Origin of the sequence: Pseudoalteromonas sp. MEBiC 03485 (genome assembly GCF_004195145.1) — a bacterium.
Classification (GTDB): Bacteria; Pseudomonadota; Gammaproteobacteria; order Enterobacterales; family Alteromonadaceae; genus Pseudoalteromonas; species Pseudoalteromonas apostichopi.
Genome location: NZ_SGBT01000001.1, coordinates 1705268 through 1723261, shown reverse-complemented (window position 1 = coordinate 1723261; position 17994 = coordinate 1705268). Strand labels below are relative to the sequence as shown.

The following is a 17994-nucleotide window of genomic DNA, read 5'->3' as shown; positions in this document are numbered from 1 at the left end:
ACAAGCTGAAAATACAGGCTTTGCATAGCACCTATTTGTAGCTACAACGATAAGTAAGGTATGATAGAACCGCTTTTTTATCGTGTAATCGCCGCTCATAGGCTGCATAAATAACAATTATAATAAGCGGCAAAAAAATGAGTACTCAAAGTGAGTTGAGCAGGTTACATCAATTTTCGATGGTTATTGTTACTTTGAAGAAAAGACTATTAAAAAACAGAGACTTGGTTAGATGATATACCGATTAAGTTGGCTATTGCTGTTTTTTTGTCTTTGTTTTTCGTCGCTTTGCTTAAGTGATGACAATCCTGAGCAACCTTTTTTTAAAGTCTCTCCCACCGTGTGTGTGACAGATACGAAACAAAAGGTCTGTGAATTTAATATACAAATTCATTTTCGAATTGCTCCCTTTAAAGAGCTTTGTTTAGAAATAACTCAGCGTCCACAGTATACGCAGTGTTATAAACAAGGAGGTTTAATTAGCGAAAAGTTTAAGATTAAAACTGAGCACCCACTTACTGTGAAATTAATAAATCCATTGAGTAATCAGGTTGTTAAACAACAACTACTCTCAATAGCAAGCTATGAAGCTAAAGATTACCGAATAAAGCGGCGCTTTGGCTGGAGTTTATAATGCAGCATATTTTTATAATTGAAGATGATGTGAAATTAGCAAGCTTAATTCAAACATTTTTGTTAAAGCATGGCTATACAATTGATGTGTTTAATACTACAGAGGCTTACCGTAGCAGTGAAATCACCTTCATGCCTTCACTGATTATTTGTGATGTTATGCTACCGGATGGCAATGGCTTTGAGTTAATTTCCCAGTTGAAAGAAAAATACAGTTGCCCTGTCATTTTTTTAACAGCGCTGGACTCAGTACAATCACAAATTAAAGGTTTGAACTTAGGCGCCTATGACTACCTTGTAAAACCCATTAAGCCTGAACTGTTATTAGCTAAGGTTAAAACAATTATCGCCCATACTGTTGGCCAAGATAACTTTTCACATCAAAGTGATATTTTGCGTATCGACACTAAAAAACGTGATATCTACTTTCATAATACCGCATTGAACCTCAATGAAAGTGAGTTTGAGATCATTGCCTATCTAGCTAAAAGCACACCCCAACCGGTTTCTCGAGAAGTATTATTTAAGCATGTTATTGGTCGTGAGTATGATGGACTTGACCGAGCTATTGATTTAAAAATTAGCCGTTTACGTAAAAAGCTTAAAGAAACCATTAGCAAACATAAGGAGTCGTTGGATATTAAGTCTGTTCGGGGTAAAGGATACAGCCTGGATATTTCAAAAATATGAAACAGCAATTTTTTAAGCTGTATTTAATTATCACTGTCAGCTTAATTGCCTTAGTTTTGGCTTTTGGTCAGCTTTATAATCAATTTTTCTCTGAGCAGATACCGAGTGTGCAAATCAGCGTCGCAGAACTTGCGCAAATCGCAGAGCAAAAAGCATCTAGGATCAGTACCTTTAACCAAAACGAACTTGTGTTACCCGATTCATTGCAAGCTAGTTTCAATAAAGATGGCATTATCAGTGTCACCGAGAATAATCAGCAGTATATATACCTGAAAGGAAGTTTCGGCAGCATTCAAAAAATAGGCCCTATTTCCTTGATTTCACAAGCAAAGACTGACTGGTTTGCATTTTTTGCCTTTTACTTTTTACTTGGTGCCATGATCTTGTTGTTCATTCGCCCTGTATTTCGTGATTTGAGTTTATTACAACGCGCAGCCTACCACTTTAGCAAAAAGCCACAGCGGATAGAGCTAGATATAAAACCTAATTCATCTATCGCGCCATTGGCTAGCACGTTTACCCATATGTCTGAGCGCATTAATAAATTTGTGCAATTACATAACGATTTATCACGCATTATTTCTCATGAAATTCGTACGCCTCTTACCCGTATGCGATTTGCTTTATCGATTGCAGAGCTAGAATCACAAGAAAGTAGGCAAATAGAACGCGATATCGATGAAATTGAATTACGTTTAGAGCAATACTTATCGTTTGCTCGCTTAGAGCACCAGCAAAGCGTGTTTAATCAGGAGAAAGTTAACTTAACTAAACTTATCAATACGGAAGTAGCTAAATTCGATTTATACAAAGAACTCGAATTCATTTCAGCGCTTGAAGTAGATACTGCCTATTGTGAAGCAAGCTTTATGGCTATTGCAGTGCAAAATTTACTGATCAATGCCACTAAATACGCAAAAAACACTATCCATATAAGCAGTAAAGAACAAGCGGGCTATTACCTTATAAGTATTGCAGATGATGGACCTGGCTTACCAATTAATGCAGATGCGCTGATTGAGCCTTTTAAACAAGGTGAAGGAGATAAGTTGGCTAGTGGTTATGGATTAGGGCTTTATATAGTTCATCGTATTGCCAGTTGGCATGGCGGTAAAATAAGCTTAGCCAATTGCCCACAAACGGGCGGTGCACAAATCACAATACACTGGCCTAAAAGTGGTAGGTAATACCTGTAAAGCCTGAGAAGTATCCGTTTTTATTGATCATGTTTGAATTGGCTAAGTTGCTGTCTAGCCATGTATGTTTGAGTTTGAAATCAAGACTGAAACTATCGCTGATCGGATATTCATAGCTCACTTTCAAATAGTAGTTGGTGGCACTTTCTAAATTGTAGCTTAGTAAGCGGGTTTTACTTTCAGTTGGGTAAACTGTGTAATAATAGTCAATCAACTCTTCATTTTTGTAATTAATGCCCGCCTCAATACCAGCAGTACCAGAAAACAGCTCAAATATTTGGTAGCCGTTAAACAAGATTTCATAACCATTATGAACATTGGTCACATCGTTCACATAAGCTGCACTTAACCAGATGTCATCATAAACGTTTACAGCAGACGATAGCCCAGCCATATAAGAAAGGTCACGCTCTATGGGCGTTAGCTCAATGGGTGAAGCTGTTGGTAAAGTTGGTCTTCCTGAACTCGACCTTACAACACCTACCGCATAAAGTTTATCTACTCCATCAAGCTCAAAGAAAAAGCCATCGTCATTAAAGCGACCAAGTAAATCGACATAAAACTTTTCTGTTTCATATAAACTGTAGCCAACAGAAAAGTCATCGAAATACCAATTATCACTGTAATAAGCAAAGCTTGGCAGAATTGGCGAAGTGACGTCATCAGCATCAAGTACTGGGTTTTCAATACCCCCATAGCCAACTGTGATGCTGGCATGTATTGTCGACTTTTTAATTAATTGCGGATGTATAGCTTCAACCTGCGCAAATGCAGTTGATGCAGATAAACAACACACTAAGCCAAACAATTTCTTCATTAACCCAATTCACCTTTATGTCATAACAAATAATTATTATGACAACTTAATACTACTAAAAACTTTTTAGTCTTTACCCAATCGGGAACGATCATATCGTTTGCACGCATCTTTGTATAATTTTTTTACCATACAAAGTGCACAAGGCATCCCTTTTATACCTTATCTTTAAATTAACACACTGAAAAAAATATAAAACTGCCTGTACATTTTGCTACATAGGTTTTCAATTTTAGATATTCTTTTTGGTTATTAATAAATGCCCATTAGGTTTTACTAGACGCAAAAAAGGGCCCTAGGGCCCTTTGTCACATAACATACTTAGGGATTTATTAGTTTCGTTTTACACGGCGACGAACACCTGCAAAACCTGCTAATAACATAGTTAACCAAGCAAGTGAGCCACTTGATGATTTCGCTTTTTCTTCAGGAACCACTGTTGTTTCTTGTGCGGTTACCGTCACAGTTACACCAAGCTCCATCGCTTCAATACCATCACTTACCGTTACAGTAAACTGATGCTCACCAGCCGTTAAACCTGATACTTCAGTGATTGCTGATGCTGGGCTTGCTATTGCACCTGAGCCTTCCCATGAGAAAGTTAACTCATCGTTGTCTAAATCATGTGATGCAGATGCATCTAAGGTAATAACGCTGCCCTCAGTAACTTGCTGAGCACTTGCTTCAACAACTACAACTGGTGCGTCATTAACAGCTTCAACCGTTAACATGAAGGTTGTACTTGCAGCATCTGATGGATATTCGATATCAGACACCATTACAGTTACTTCTGTTTCACCAGAGAAGTTCTCGTTTGGTGTAATCGTTACTGTATCGCCATCAACTTCATAGGTAACATCATCAGAAATTACTGAGATTTCATTCTTCGAGTTCTTCTCATCAATGTGATGAACTTCAAAGCTAATTGGTGTTTCCTCAGTAGTTACCATGTCATCAAGTGCAACAACAGTGATATTACCCGGAATTGCCAGTGTCGCTGTTGAAATCATGTCATTAAGACCTGAGATAGCAGCTTTCGCTCCAACTTCAAGTGTTTGACCTGCTGCCGAAGGCATAACTTCAGCCCATGCAGTCACTTCAAACTGTGATGATTCTGGACCTATGTAATCCATACAAACAACATAATCATCGCTAATTACTTCATCTAGGTTGTTATAAGCAATTTGGATACCACGGTAATTTTCAAGTGGACCATACTCATACTGCGCACCACGGAAACCTTGTAAGCCGATACTACCTGCAGGACGAGTGCTGCCAAAATCTAAATTATCGTATGCGTAGTAAATTTCATGTTCACCTTTACCAAAACGAGTATTAGCATTGAATAACACTTGGAAGTCAAATGAGTTATCACGTTTTGTATAAGTGTATTTACCCGTAGAGCGATCATAAACAGGGTTGTCGTAGTCTGATGCGTTATCCCACTCAACGATACCCCAACCTGTTGTTGTGCTTGCAAGTGAAATACCTTCGTCAGACGATAAGCCAACCGACATTACAGAGCGTAATAAACCGTGGTCACTAAATTCCCAACCACGCCATAATGGACCCATGTTCTCATATGGGAATGAGTTATAAGGGAACGGATTATGCACAGGGTAGAAATAACGGCTGCCATTGGTGTTTACTGTACCCATACCACGAATTTGAATTATCGAGTTTTGGATATTAGTATTTTCAGCATTATTATAAAGGCTGAATGTGTCGTATGCGCCATTATAAAAACTAGCAATTGGGAGTGAATAACCCATGCGAGAGTTGTACAGGTTATCCTCATCAAAACCAGATAGCATAGGCATAATACCGAACTCTGCCAAGTCAACATAGCCACCTGGGTTTGAGTTACCAAAATCAGGCGTACGGCACATTTCATCAGTGATGTTATCGGTTACGATATAGTCAGGCTCAACATCGCGAGTATCCGCTTGTGTGCCAGTTACAATTACTTTGCCGTCAGCAATTTCAACATTGATTTCAGATGCTGTTGAAACCATTACGTTTTCTGCTTTGATATCAAGACCTGCGGGGATATCAAGTTCCAATGAGAACTCACGGTCTACACCTGAGTTATTCGCTAACACTTCAAACGTGTAAGGTACCATATCGCCTACTTTTGCACCTGTATATGGCGCATCAAGATGAGCAACGTCATTACCACGATTAAGTTTAAATGGAATAGAACCTAGGTTGCCATGGTTTACTGCCGACGTGCCTACATCAAGAAGTGAGTAGTACACACTGTCAGCATCAAGGTCCATATCCCAGTCAACAGTCATTTCAACAGTATTTTGACCATCACTTCCTGGAAGGCTCGCAGTCATACCTGAAGCAACTTGGTCTGAGACAACCGCTGTTGCAAGTTCAAAGGTTTCTTCAACTGCACCCACTGACGCTTTATTCGGACTATAAGCAACAACCCAATACTCGCCTTCTTCTGGGTTATTAATATTACAGAAGTTTTTATAAATCTTGTGGTTAGATGCACACAAAATTTCATCTTGTGGCTGAACAATCCCATCACCATTGTAGTCTTTACCTACATAAATAATAGGGTTTAATACGTTCAAGGTGCCTTCTAGTTCAGATTCAACAGCAACAGTTTCTGCAATAAAACGTTTTGAGTTAGCTGGTACTGTCACAAACTTAGTAAATGTTGCTTCATCTAAAATATCAGCTGTATCCACATCACCTGTGCGGTTCATCGTCCAAGGGAAGGTACGTTCATCATCTTTTGGTAAAGTCACCGTTGTGATATCTGCTTTTACTGGCTGATATGCACGTGCTACTGGCGCTTCTACATTTGGCAATACAATGCCCTTAGCAACATATGTTCCCTCATTAGAGTGAGCTGTCGTCTCTAATGATGATGGTAAGTTACCACGGTCATATTTGAACGCCACAGGCCAATGCGCATCTGGGATATCCGCTTCTTCGGCTTGGAAAACAAGGTTTGTATGAAGCTCAACTTCAGAGTTACTGAACCAATCTTGGGTATCCATGATTGATGCTTTAACAATGATTGTTTGTGTTTCACCTTTTTTCAGCGTGAAGGTTTTCGGGAAGATATCAATGTTCACACCGTTTTGAGCTGATTGTGAATTAACATCAAACGCCCAGTTTTCAACATCTTCATGACTTACAGTCCACGTGCCATCTTCAGTTGCCTTAATGGTACGAACCCACTGACACTCTGGCGCACATGAGAAGTTAACAAGGTTTGGTAAGTTTAATTTATGCGGCGTACCACCATTGTATGGATCTGCTGCTAAAAAGTTATCAGCAGTTTCATCCATAACAAAGCCAGCCTTTGCTGCTAATGCTACATTAATTCGACCAGCACCAGAGCGATAAGTTTTCGCATCTGCAACCACATCATTTTGGTCGTTTAAACGGTGATATTTAACAACATTCTCAGCTGTCATTGATAATGCTGATTGTACTTCAGCAGCAGTCCAATCAGGGTGAACCTGACGAAGTAATGCCATTGAACCGGCAACATGTGGTGATGCCATCGACGTGCCGCTGATTGCCGCATAATCTTGACCATGCGGCGTCACGAACGGATGCTCATCAGAGTAAGCTGCGTAAATATCTACACCTGGTGCAGCTAGAGTCGGCGCTAAAACTTCAACGTTTGAGTATGACGGACCACGTGATGAGAAAGTAGCTAGCCAATCCGCATCTTCAGCATCCACACGACGCTCAATTACGGTTGGTTTAATAGTAACCATGTGGCCTTTCTCTGAATTACTATCTACCCAGTCTTCTAAACCATCTTCTGGGTATACTCCATTCCATTGCTCATATGTAAAGTGAACGCCTGGTAATGAATAGCTTTGAGGAACAGTACCTTGATCACGGTCACGGTTAAACAGGATGAAACCATCTGCACCGCCTGCTTTAACATGATCTACTTTTGCGGTTCGCGCGTTAGCTTCTGGGTCATTGGCATCATGGCGCTGACAGATAACAATAACATTCGTGCTACCATCGGCCGCACCTGCGATTTCAGTACCATCTTTGTAGAAGTTAAAAGTATTTTCTGGGTAATCTGCAGTACAGTAACCGTTGTAATCTTTATAGCCATTTACGTCTTCGTAATCTTTAGCCCAAACAACCACACCAGTAATTTCTTCACTGTTGATTGATCCCCCAACAAGTTCCATTTCTGACCAGCTTGGTACTTCTGAACCCAAAGTTTCGTCCGCAAAGCCTGCAAACTCTACCGCAGTTTCAACAGCGACAGTACGACCATGAGTTGTTGCAGCAACTTGTGCAAGCCAAGGTGAAGAGTTATCAAGATAACCAAAACATTCTGATGAACCACAAGCTTGACCACTGTTACCAGCCGCAGCTGCAACGTTGATACCCGCTTCTCGTGCTGCTAAGAATGCTAGTTGCACTGGATCTGCCCAAACATTTGAATCTGCACCGCCGATTGAGAAGTTGATTACATCAACACCATCCGATATCGCATCTTCAATACCTGCAACAAGTGCCTCGCCGGGACAGCCAACGTATTCATCACTTGATGGGTAACATACTTGATAAGCAATAATATTTGCGTGCGGTGCCACACCTGAGATTTCAGGGAAAAGGTCTTCTTTTAAAATATTACCATCGGTATTTTCACCGTAGCTTGGAAGCATAAATGGTACGCTCTTAACCACGTTACCAGCAGCAGTTGATGCAACATGCGAACCGTGACCTTGATAATCTTCACCAATTGCTGGCCAACCAGGGATCATGGCATCAAACGAATCAGTGATCACATCATAAGAACGCACACCGATTAATTTATTATTACATTGAATTTCTTCAGGTTCTTCAACACAGTCACCTACATAAACGCCCGCACCAAATGGGTTTTCATGTTCGTAACCATCACCGCCAACGGCCGCAAATGATGGATGATCTGAGTTAATACCTGTATCGATGATACCAACGATTTGACCTTCACCTTTGCCCTTGATGCCACTTGGAACGCTTGAACCATCCCAAACTTGATCTGCGCCAATGTGCTTAGGACCTTCATCTGAAAGCAAGTCATAGTTCTTAGAGCGCATCACAGAAACAACCGCACCAAGCTCAGCAACGCGCATTGCTTCTTGCTCTGTCATTTTTACAGAGAAACCATTTAATGCTTTAGTGAATTGACGACGCATCTCAGTACGACCAGTCACAGCTGTGATGCCTTGCATTACAGTGCGTTGTTTTGAAAGCAATTTATTTTGATAATCAGTTACGGCAGAGACTGCCGCTTGACCTTTTTCGAATACTTTTGAAACGCCTTGTGCTTGAAGTGATTGTGATAATGGCGAGGTTAAATCGCGTGCTTCTAGGGCAACAGCATTATCACGTAAACGAATGATGTAAATATGTTCGCCATTAATGCCTTCTTCTTTAAATTTATTAGCTTTGCTGTTTAGCTGAACATTAAGACCATCATTTTGCAACATGCTTGAAGAGTTACCTTGACTAAGCTCTTTGCTAAACGCTTTTACTTCTTCAAATGTAATATTAGGTGCTTTTAATTGGTGTTTGACTAGATTGTTATCAACACCTACTGCATGAGCAGCGCTGGCACTATAGAGAGCTGCAGCAACAGCAATCGAGAGTGTTTTCACTTGCATAAAGTATCCCCTGGATAGTTAATTTGAATAATTATTGAAGCACCATGAATATCCATCTCCGGCTTACAATTACAATATAACCACAGGGTGTTTTAAAACTGTTGCAAATTCGTGTAGCGCTTTGTACGCATTGTTAACATGGAAATTACTTTGAAAAGGGCAAATCTTTTTAAAACCCCCATTCCTATTGAATGTTATAGGAAAGCTGCACGCGAATAGTTTTATAAAAAACGAAGGAGGGTTGAGTAACCAACAACTATTTCCTTGTTACTGACAAGGGGTTCTTGCATTAAAATAGACCTCTTAATTAAGCATGTTGTTAAAAGTGTGAATTAGCTTAATTTCTAAAACAAAAAACCGAGCATAAGCTCGGTTTTTGCAACTAATATCACAATTAAGCTTGTGGATAATCGCGATATGCACGCTCAATTTTTTTCGCCTGCTTTTTAGACACACCAAGGTGTGCTAATGCAACACGTAAACGAGCACGCGAAAGATCTGAGCCTAAAATTTCCATTGCATCAAGTACTGATGTTGATGAAGTCTTACCTGTGATAGCCACAAAGATTGGCTCAAGAAAGTCTTTGATCTTCAATTCATGGAAAGTCGCCACTTCTTTTGCGATTGCAAAAATCGCTGGTTTTTCCCAACTGCGTAAGCCTTCTAATTGCCAGATGAAGAACTGCAATGCTTGACGGATTACATCTTCATCTGCTTTACCTGCCGTTAATAGCGCAGGATCATAGCTTGGAATACCCCCCACAAAGTGACCGGCAAGATCAACCATGTCAGAAAGCGTATTAATACGCGTTTTTGCTTCTGGCAATACTTTCGCGAATAGCTCTGAATTAAATTTCCAATCAACAAAACGTTGCATTAATTCTGCATCAGATAAGTTTTCACGGATCCACATACCGTTTAACCAGCTTAACTTATCAATATCAAAGATAGGACCACCAAGCGACACTCGTTTCATATCAAAGTGTTCAATCATCTCTGCTAACGTGAACTTTTCACGCTCGTCTGGCATTGACCAACCCATACGGCCTAAATAGTTTAATAGTGCCTCTGGTAGGTAACCCATTTCTTTGTAGTAATTGATTGAAGTTGGGTTTTTACGCTTAGATAACTTTGATTTATCTGGGTTACGAAGTAACGGTAAGTGACCTAATACAGGCGCTTCCCAACCAAAATCTTCATATAATTTTAATAGCTTAGGCGCTGAGTTGATCCATTCTTCACCACGGAAAATATGGCTAATTTGCATGTGGTGATCATCAACAACGTTTGCAAGGAAGTAAGTTGGGAAACCATCAGCTTTAAGTAGCACTTGCATGTCTACATTTTCCCATGGGATCTCAATCTCGCCACGCAGATAATCGTTAAACTTAAACGTACCCTCGCTTGGGATCTTCATACGTATTACGTAAGGTTTACCAGCTTCAAGATTCGCTTTAATTTCATCTTCAGAAAGATTTAAACCACGACCGTCGTATTTTGGGCGTAGGCCTTCTGCCATTTGCTCTTCACGCATTTGGTCAAGTTCTTCGCTCGTTGCAAAACAGTAAAATGCTTTACCTTGCTCAACTAGCTGATGCGCAAATTTCTTATATAAATCGCTACGCTCAGATTGACGGTATGGACCAAACTCACCGCCTACATCTGGACCGTGATCCCAGTTCAAGCCTAACCATTTTAAGCTATCCATAATAGCTTGCTCTGATTCTGGTGTACTACGAACTTGGTCTGTATCTTCAATACGTAGCACAAACTCACCGCCTTGCTGCTTAGCAAAACAGTAATTAAATAATGCGATGTATGCAGTACCTAGGTGCGGGTCGCCAGTTGGTGACGGAGCAACACGGGTGCGAATTGTCATGGTAATATCTCTCAAAAGACAATTAAAAATTTGCCCAAATGCTAGCACAGCACGGACTATAATCGAAGTGAAAAGCCGCCTTATGCAGCGACTTTATCTAAATAAGCAATGATATCGTTTGATTCATACAACCAAGTTACTTGGCCGTTTTCTTCAATACGTAAACATGGTACTTTAACTTTTCCGCCCTGCTCTAAAAGCTCTTGGCGAAACTGCTCGTTACCTTTTGCATCACGGGTTTCAACTGATAGACCTTGGCGTTTAATAGCACGACGTACTTTCACGCAAAATGGGCAGGCCTTAAATTGATATAGCTTAAATTGTGATGTTACTGAATCAAGCGCCGCTTGCTCAGCTGCCGGACGCTTTTTACTACGTGGTGTGAATACAAAATCAAAAAACAAAATGATGCGGCCTAATAACCAACGAACGAACTTCATCTCACCTTCTCATAGGGTTCTAAAAATAGTGGGCAATTTTAACACAGCAAAGCGCGCTGCAACACCTTAAAACAACTCTATTGAATCATCATCTAGAGGTTGGCTTTGTTGGATATCTAATTCGGAATAAGCAGTAACGCAATTTCGTCCACTATTTTTAGAATGGTATAGGGCTTGATCGGCTTTTTGTACAAGGCTTGCAACCATTTCAAACTCGTAAACCGGCATAAAACCACTACTCACAGTTAAATTACCAACCTGAGGAAATGGGTATTCTGCAACACAACCTCGAAAACGGTTAAGAGCTTTTCGTGCATCTAACTCGTCACTTGCTTGAAATAACACGGCAAATTCTTCACCGCCATAACGAAAAACGTAATCTTCAATGCGAAAGTTATTTTTTAATAGTTGTGCCACTAACAAGATAACTTCATCACCAATAACGTGGCCATAATTATCATTCACACGTTTAAAGTAATCAATATCGACTATAGCCAGATACCAATGACGATACTTAGAGTCAAGCTCCTTGGTATGCAATGAGGCTTCTGAAGCTATTTCAATTACTTTTTTATCAAAGGTCTGTCTGTTAAGCAGTTCAGTTAAAGGATCTAATTGAGATTTATAAAGCAAAGATACCTGATTGGCATATATATTAAGCATGTAAATAGCTAACATACTTACACGCTCTGAAAGCTCTTTCTCTGACTCAATTACTAACACACCAATAACGTTACCCATGAAATAAATAGGCACATAGGTAGAAACATACCCATAGTTACGGCTAATACGAATTTTATTACGGCTGACTTTTTCGATGAGCTCATTGACTTCATGTTCGCTGAGCTCTTCGATAACAGAATCTCTATTTAAAAGTCGTGCTGGAAGGCCTGGTTTAAAGAACTTATTGATATAGATAGCAAAGCGAGAGAATCCTTCTAACTCAGTCACGGCATTAATTAGTGCCCGATCCAACCCTAACTCATCTTCTTGCTGCGTAATATCTACAACCCAGTCATGTCCGCAAGGGTTAGCTGCCATCTATTAAAGCCTCAAAAGCTGTTTCTCACTTTAGTTTAGTTAACTTTATCAGATTTACTAAAAAACTATAACAAAATCATATCATCTCGGTGAATTACTTCACTGCTTGATGCAAATGTAAGCAGCTCAGTAATTTGCGATGAATGACAACCTTTAATTTGATCAATTTCTTGATGGTTAAAGTTTACAAGTCCTTTAGCAATGTATTGCCCCTGACTCGACACGACGTCAATAAAATCACCGCGCTCAAAACAGCCACGTACAGTTTTGACTCCTTTCGCTAACAAACTTGCGCCACGCTCTTTAAGCGCAACGATCGCTCCATCGTCTATTACCAACTGGCCCGTACTTTTTGGCCCTGCAAGTAGCCATTTTTTACGGCCATCTTTTGGTGCCTTTAGTTTTAAAAAGCGCGTGCCAGGGAGCTCATCGGCCATGCAATTTAGAATCACATTTTTACCCGCGCCTTTGGCGATAATCACTTCTACACCAGCGCGACGTGCAATATCGGCAGCTTGCAGTTTAGTTGCCATACCGCCCGTCCCCAAAGCTGTACCACTGCCACCAGCAAGCTCTCTTAACTCATCGTTAATGTGCTCTACTTCATTAATGAGCGTTGCATTGGCATCAGAGCGAGGATCGCCTGTAAATAAGCCTTCTTGGTCAGTTAACAGTAACAGCTTTTCTGCATTCGCTAATATCGCGACTAAAGCAGATAAGTTATCGTTATCGCCCACTTTAATCTCGGCGGTTGCCACGGCGTCGTTCTCGTTAATAATTGGCACCACATTATGTGCAAGTAGCGCATTTAAGGTATCGCGGGCATTTAAGTAACGTTCACGGTCTTCTACATCGGCGCGGGTCAAGAGCATTTGCCCAACATTCACCCCATACAAAGCGAACAGACTTTGCCATATATGAATAAGCTGGCCTTGGCCGATAGCAGCAAGCATTTGTTTTTCAATCAAAGAACGACCACAGGGGGTAATTAGTTGCTCACGACCTGCAGCAACCGCGCCGCTTGATACTAAAACAACCTGATAACCCTGTTTTTTTAATTCGCAACATTGGCGAACAAGTTCAACCATGTGCGCTTTATCTAATTTGTCGGTACCGCCTGTCAGCACACTTGTGCCCAGCTTTACAACAACGACGTGTGGTCTTTGCATTTGATTCTTATATTCTGCATATTGAGGTAGTTTGGGTATATATATACCAGCTAACAGTTTTTGAACAAGTTAAATAAATTCATGCTAGGATCGCGTTCTCGTTTTTTTACTCAATAGCGACACCTATGCCAGCCAGTTTATGCTTAATTATCGCGACCTTTTTATGGGGCAGCTCCTACATTGCTTTAAAGCACGCAATCAATATTTATGATCCTGTGTTAGTCATTTTTTTAAGAATGCTGACCACGTTATTGATTAGCTTATGTTTATGGCGCTACATAATCCGTTTTGAGTTTAAAAAAGGTGACTGGAAGTACTTAATTGGTATGTCACTAGCTGAGCCTTGCTTTTATTATTTATTTGAGGGCCATGCACTAGAATACACTTCTGCATCGCAAGCAGGGGTAATTGTCTCTTGCTTGCCAATTATTGTCGCTATTTTGGCGTTCTTAATATTAAAAGAGTACATCAGTAAAGCCATCGTCGTTGGTTTTACCTTGTGTATTGGTGGCAGTATTTTATTAACGCTATTATCACCAAGTACTGAACAAGCCCCTAATCCACTGCTTGGTAACTTTTTAGAGCTGATGGCGATGGTATGCGCCGCATTTTATACCGTGAGTGTAAAACACTTAGTAGCGCGTTACTCACCGCTGACCTTAATAGCAATTCAAGGGTTTAGTGGTAGCTTGTTCTTTGCGCCTTTTTTATTTTTTATCGAATTACCAAGCGAAAATCAGCACGATTTAAGTGCCCTACTGAGCATTTTATATTTAGGTTCTTGTGTCACTTTAGGTGGCTATGGCATGTACAATTACGCCATCAGTAAGGTGTCGGTGTTAACCGCTGCCGCTTACTCAAACCTGATTCCAATTTTTGCGTTAATTTTGTCAGCCATTCTACTAGGCGAAGTACTAACCGTATGGCAATGGGTGAGTATTGCGGTAGTATTCGCCGGTGTTATTGTTAGTCAGCGCCATCAAGAACTCAAAGTTGACGTAGACGATAATTTATCAGCCGACACCAGTAGCCTAAACTCAGTTCCAGAAGCTAACGAGTCAAAAGGGTAACAGGTTAATAAATAAAGGCCTGATTGAGCTAAAAAGTCCTGTTCGCTTTGATGAATAATATCTATGCTGCGAACTTGATAGTGTTCAATCTGGCCATTTTGCAATTGCACACTGAACTGCTCACCCACTACAACATGTTTTAGAAATGCAAAGTGGGTGTCGTTATGGCCAGCTATTAACACCCCTTTTGAGCTGCCAAGTTCACCGCTTGGCAAAAAGTGGCCGGGGGCAAACGCGAGGTTTCGCCCCGATGCACCAGCAAGTACTGTCAATTCTTGCTGCTGACTTGGCCAATTTATGTGTGCGGTGACATAACCATCGGCGTAAAACCAAGGCCTAACTTGCTCATAAGGACTCAGCAAAGCTTGCTGCCAAGCCGACTCAATTAACACCTGAGCAAGCCAAGCCTTCGCCTGCATATATCCCCCATTAGCAAACAATGCGATACCTAGTAATGCGCAGCAAACTGGCAGCGCTTTTTTTAGCGTCGCCATTGCCATAACCACGAGGATGCAATCAACATCAACCCCAGTAGCATAAACACCCGGCTTTGTCCGTCGGTTTGCGGAAGTGTCATGCCGTTCGGTAGTTTGTTTCGTACTTGCATTGAACGCTCTGCAATCTCATTACCCGCATAGTTATCAACCGCAATAAAGGCTGTAAAAGGGCTGAGTAAATGATGCTGAAGTGCCAATGTTTCGACTTCTGCGCGTACCGCCTGTTTTTCGTTATATAGCAGCAGAGACTTAATTTTTTGTCTTGCCCAAAGCCTTGCTATACCTTCACCGCTTGCGGCATTAGTCGTTGCTAAATTAATGGTCATTGGCCCTGAATTTGTTTGCCCCTTTAACGTTAAGTGCTGACTACCATCAAGCTTTACTGCAACCAAAACAGGCTCAGAAAAATACAGGTCCGGTAACGGCGATGGCCAATATTCAAGTGCACCTTTATCGCCTTCAAGAGCAAGCTTTGTAACAGCGGGGTGTGCCAGCTTATTAAAAAGCAGTTGCATTTTTGGCTGTACTTGACTGGTACTACTAATAAAAGTGAAAGTACCACGGCCAATATCGGCAGCCCTTGTCATAAAAAAGCTATTAGGTGCGCTGCCGATACCGACAGTAAATAGCCGACTGTCACCTAAACCCGTTTGAATTTGCTTAAATAGCTGCGTTTCATTACCAACACTGCCATCTGTTAAAAACACCACTTGGCGTACAAAACCATCATGCTGTTTACCATCAAGTACCTGAGTCAGTGCTTTTGCTATTTCGGTGCCACCATCTGCTTGTAAACCATAAATAAAGCGCTCTGCGCGGCGGATGTTAAAATCATTGGCAATCATAGGTGTATCACTTAATACCGACACTTCGTCATCAAAACCTATAATGTTAAAACTGTCATTTTCATCTAATAACGATAAGGCATAGAACAGGGCTTGTTTGGCCTGTTCCATAGATTGACCATGCATTGAGCCTGAGGTATCAATAACAAACACCATTTCACGCGAAAGGCGTGCCTGCGAGGTAAAGTGATCGCTTGGCGGTACTAACATCAGTAAGCCATATTCTTGCCCTGCTACTGTTTCGGTAAAAAATGCAGCTTGTGAATGGGCTTTATCAAGGGGTTTAAATTCGAGCTCAAAGTCTCTATCCATTGGAACATCACGATTAAGTGATAATTGGTACTGACCAAAGCTTGGATTATCGATTTGCATGCCCGCTAAATTAGCACTGATATCACTCAGTTCAAGGCCAATATCCATCGCAATAGCAAGATTTAAGCTCGCATCAGACTCTTGGCTTTTCGCACGGTAAAAAACAGGTTTTAACCAAGCTGATGCCACTTGCTCTGTGTCAGTTGTTGGCTCAAACTTTTTCTCTGTATTAACTGTTTGCTGAAGCGCTGCCGTCAAAGGTTCGTAACGTGGTGTAATCGTTGTAGGAAAACGCAATGAAAATACACCATCACGAAAACCGATGATCTCCTGATATTGCAAGGTGATTTCAATTTCTTCACCAGCTCCAAGGTTTGCCACATCGGTAGAGAAAATATTAGCACGTTGCTGACGCACTAAAGCGGCATGTTTACCCTGCTTTTGAGCTTGCTCAAATTGCTGTTCAGCCTGCTGCTTAAGGGCAATATTGCCTGTGATAATACGCTCACCAATTTGCATTTGCATAGCATGAACAGCACTTTCATCAGGCAACGGAAACACATACCGGGCATTTACCGAAAATGGGTGCGGGTTTTGATAACGCTGTTTAACAACAACATGATTAATAAGCCCGGTGAGCTTCATAGTGACATCGTTTTTCACTAATAAACCCGACGACACTTGGCTATTTGAGTCATCATAAAAACGCAGTTCGGCACTGGCATTTTCAGCAAATGCTGGATTAACGGCATAGCCTAATAAGAGGATAAAAAGGCTCCCAAAAAGAAGCCTTTTGGTACGGTTACTCAACATATTATGTCACTCCATCGACAGATGAATTAGTGGTTACTTTGCGCTGTGCGTAAGCGACTTTGTGCCACAGGGCGTGTCGTTAAGGTTACGCGGCGATCAAACACGTTGTCTTCGTAGTTATTTGAATCAGCGACACTTTGCTGCTCACCAAAGGCGGTTGCGGTTAAACGGGTATGAGGCACGCCTTGCTTAATCAAATAACTTTGCACTGCATTTACACGCTGTTTCGAGAGCATTAAATTAGCTAGCTCATCACCGCGCTGATCAGCAAAACCACTTAAATCGATAGCAAGATTTGGCTGGGCTATGAGTAACTGCGCGACTTTGTCGAGTTGATTAGCAAAGTGCGGAGCTATTTCGCTAGAGCCGGTTTTAAACTGTACCGTCATAGCCAGTAAGGTGTTTAATTGGGCTTGTAGTAACTGCTCTTTTTCATCAGCTAATAATTCAAGTTGCTCACTAAGGGCTTCATTATCAGCAATCACTTGTTGGTAATCTGCGGTTTGATCTTTCATTAAAACTAATGCGTGGGCTTGCTCATCAATGGTGTTTTCTGCCGCTTCTTTTTCGCCAATTAAGCCACCAGCAAACGCGCCAATAAATGCGCCAACTGGGCCTCCTACTATGCCACCTACAACTGCACCAGCACCTAGGCCAATGGCCGTTTCTTTCGGTGTCTCTTGTTTTGTTTTACTCGCAGCTTCTGCAAAAGGGGTTGCAGTTAGAGCTGATGTGATGACAGCGGCAATAATTAATTTTTTCATGGTTTAATCCTTTTTCTACTTAATTGCTTGGCAACATTGGTTGGTGTTGCGAACTTGGTATGGAGCTATTGAAACAAGTCGAAATGGCAATAAAAGGGATCAAAAAAGGCAAACTGCTGAGCAATTGTGGCAGAAAAATGGCAATCGCGTTTTTGCCAGTACGCAAGGCAAAAA

At 41.1% G+C, this 17994-nt stretch carries 12 protein-coding genes; 3 read left to right on the top strand and 9 right to left on the bottom strand.

Annotated features, from left to right (window positions below):
* The first annotated feature begins 633 nt into the window (after positions 1–633).
* Together EVU92_RS07930 and EVU92_RS07925 are read left to right on the top strand one after the other, a co-directional pair.
* Positions 634–1323 (top strand): response regulator transcription factor, encoded by a 690-nt coding sequence (locus EVU92_RS07930; protein WP_130050759.1) that lies wholly within the window; start codon positions 634–636, stop codon positions 1321–1323.
* Positions 1320–2510 (top strand): ATP-binding protein, encoded by a 1191-nt coding sequence (locus tag EVU92_RS07925; protein WP_130050758.1) that lies wholly within the window; start codon positions 1320–1322, stop codon positions 2508–2510. Before EVU92_RS07930 ends, EVU92_RS07925 begins: the two co-directional genes overlap by 4 nt.
* Here the strand turns inward: EVU92_RS07925 and EVU92_RS07920 are convergent.
* The 6 genes from EVU92_RS07920 to proB all read right to left on the bottom strand — a co-directional run bounded on the left by EVU92_RS07920 (position 2494) and on the right by proB (position 13519).
* Positions 2494–3336, bottom strand: a complete 843-nt coding sequence (locus tag EVU92_RS07920; RefSeq protein ID WP_130050757.1) for a MipA/OmpV family protein — start codon at positions 3334–3336, stop codon at positions 2494–2496. The two genes, EVU92_RS07925 and EVU92_RS07920, sit on opposite strands and share 17 nt — an antisense overlap.
* 332 nt (positions 3337–3668) lie before the next feature.
* Positions 3669–8990: a S8 family serine peptidase gene (locus EVU92_RS21815; protein WP_130050756.1), complete on the bottom strand. Its 5322-nt coding sequence runs from the start codon at positions 8988–8990 to the stop codon at positions 3669–3671.
* A 394-nt stretch (positions 8991–9384) separates the two neighbouring features.
* Positions 9385–10869 carry a glutamate--tRNA ligase gene (gene gltX / locus EVU92_RS07910; RefSeq protein ID WP_130050755.1) on the bottom strand — a complete coding sequence of 495 codons (1485 nt, stop codon included), beginning with the start codon at positions 10867–10869 and terminating at the stop codon, positions 9385–9387.
* An 80-nt stretch (positions 10870–10949) separates the two neighbouring features.
* Positions 10950–11309, bottom strand: a complete 360-nt coding sequence (locus tag EVU92_RS07905; RefSeq protein ID WP_054560852.1) for a glutathione S-transferase N-terminal domain-containing protein — start codon at positions 11307–11309, stop codon at positions 10950–10952.
* Positions 11310–11375: 66 nt separating this feature from the next.
* Complete coding sequence (locus tag EVU92_RS07900; protein WP_130050754.1) at positions 11376–12350, bottom strand: GGDEF domain-containing protein; 975 nt, start codon at positions 12348–12350, stop codon at positions 11376–11378.
* A 65-nt stretch (positions 12351–12415) separates the two neighbouring features.
* A complete protein-coding gene (gene proB / locus EVU92_RS07895; protein ID WP_130050753.1) occupies positions 12416–13519 on the bottom strand; it encodes a glutamate 5-kinase in 1104 nt (367 codons plus the stop codon).
* Between the two features lie 125 nt (positions 13520–13644).
* On the opposite strand from proB, the gene EVU92_RS07890 reads away from it, so the two are divergent.
* The gene (locus tag EVU92_RS07890; RefSeq protein WP_130050752.1) at positions 13645–14589 is read left to right on the top strand and encodes a DMT family transporter; all 945 of its coding nucleotides are present in this window, start codon (positions 13645–13647) and stop codon (positions 14587–14589) included.
* Here EVU92_RS07890 and EVU92_RS07885 read toward each other — a convergent pair.
* From EVU92_RS07885 to pdsO, 3 genes are read right to left on the bottom strand one after another with little or no spacing between them, the layout of a single operon-like run.
* Positions 14499–15083, bottom strand: coding sequence for a class GN sortase (locus tag EVU92_RS07885; protein WP_130050751.1), 585 nt, complete (start codon positions 15081–15083; stop codon positions 14499–14501). The two genes, EVU92_RS07890 and EVU92_RS07885, sit on opposite strands and share 91 nt — an antisense overlap.
* A complete protein-coding gene (locus EVU92_RS07880; RefSeq protein WP_130050750.1) occupies positions 15071–17056 on the bottom strand; it encodes a marine proteobacterial sortase target protein in 1986 nt (661 codons plus the stop codon). Before EVU92_RS07880 ends, EVU92_RS07885 begins: the two co-directional genes overlap by 13 nt.
* A 26-nt stretch (positions 17057–17082) precedes the next feature.
* Positions 17083–17820, bottom strand: a complete 738-nt coding sequence (gene pdsO, locus EVU92_RS07875) for a sortase-associated OmpA-like protein PdsO (RefSeq protein WP_130050749.1) — start codon at positions 17818–17820, stop codon at positions 17083–17085.
* Positions 17821–17994: the final 174 nt, after the last annotated feature.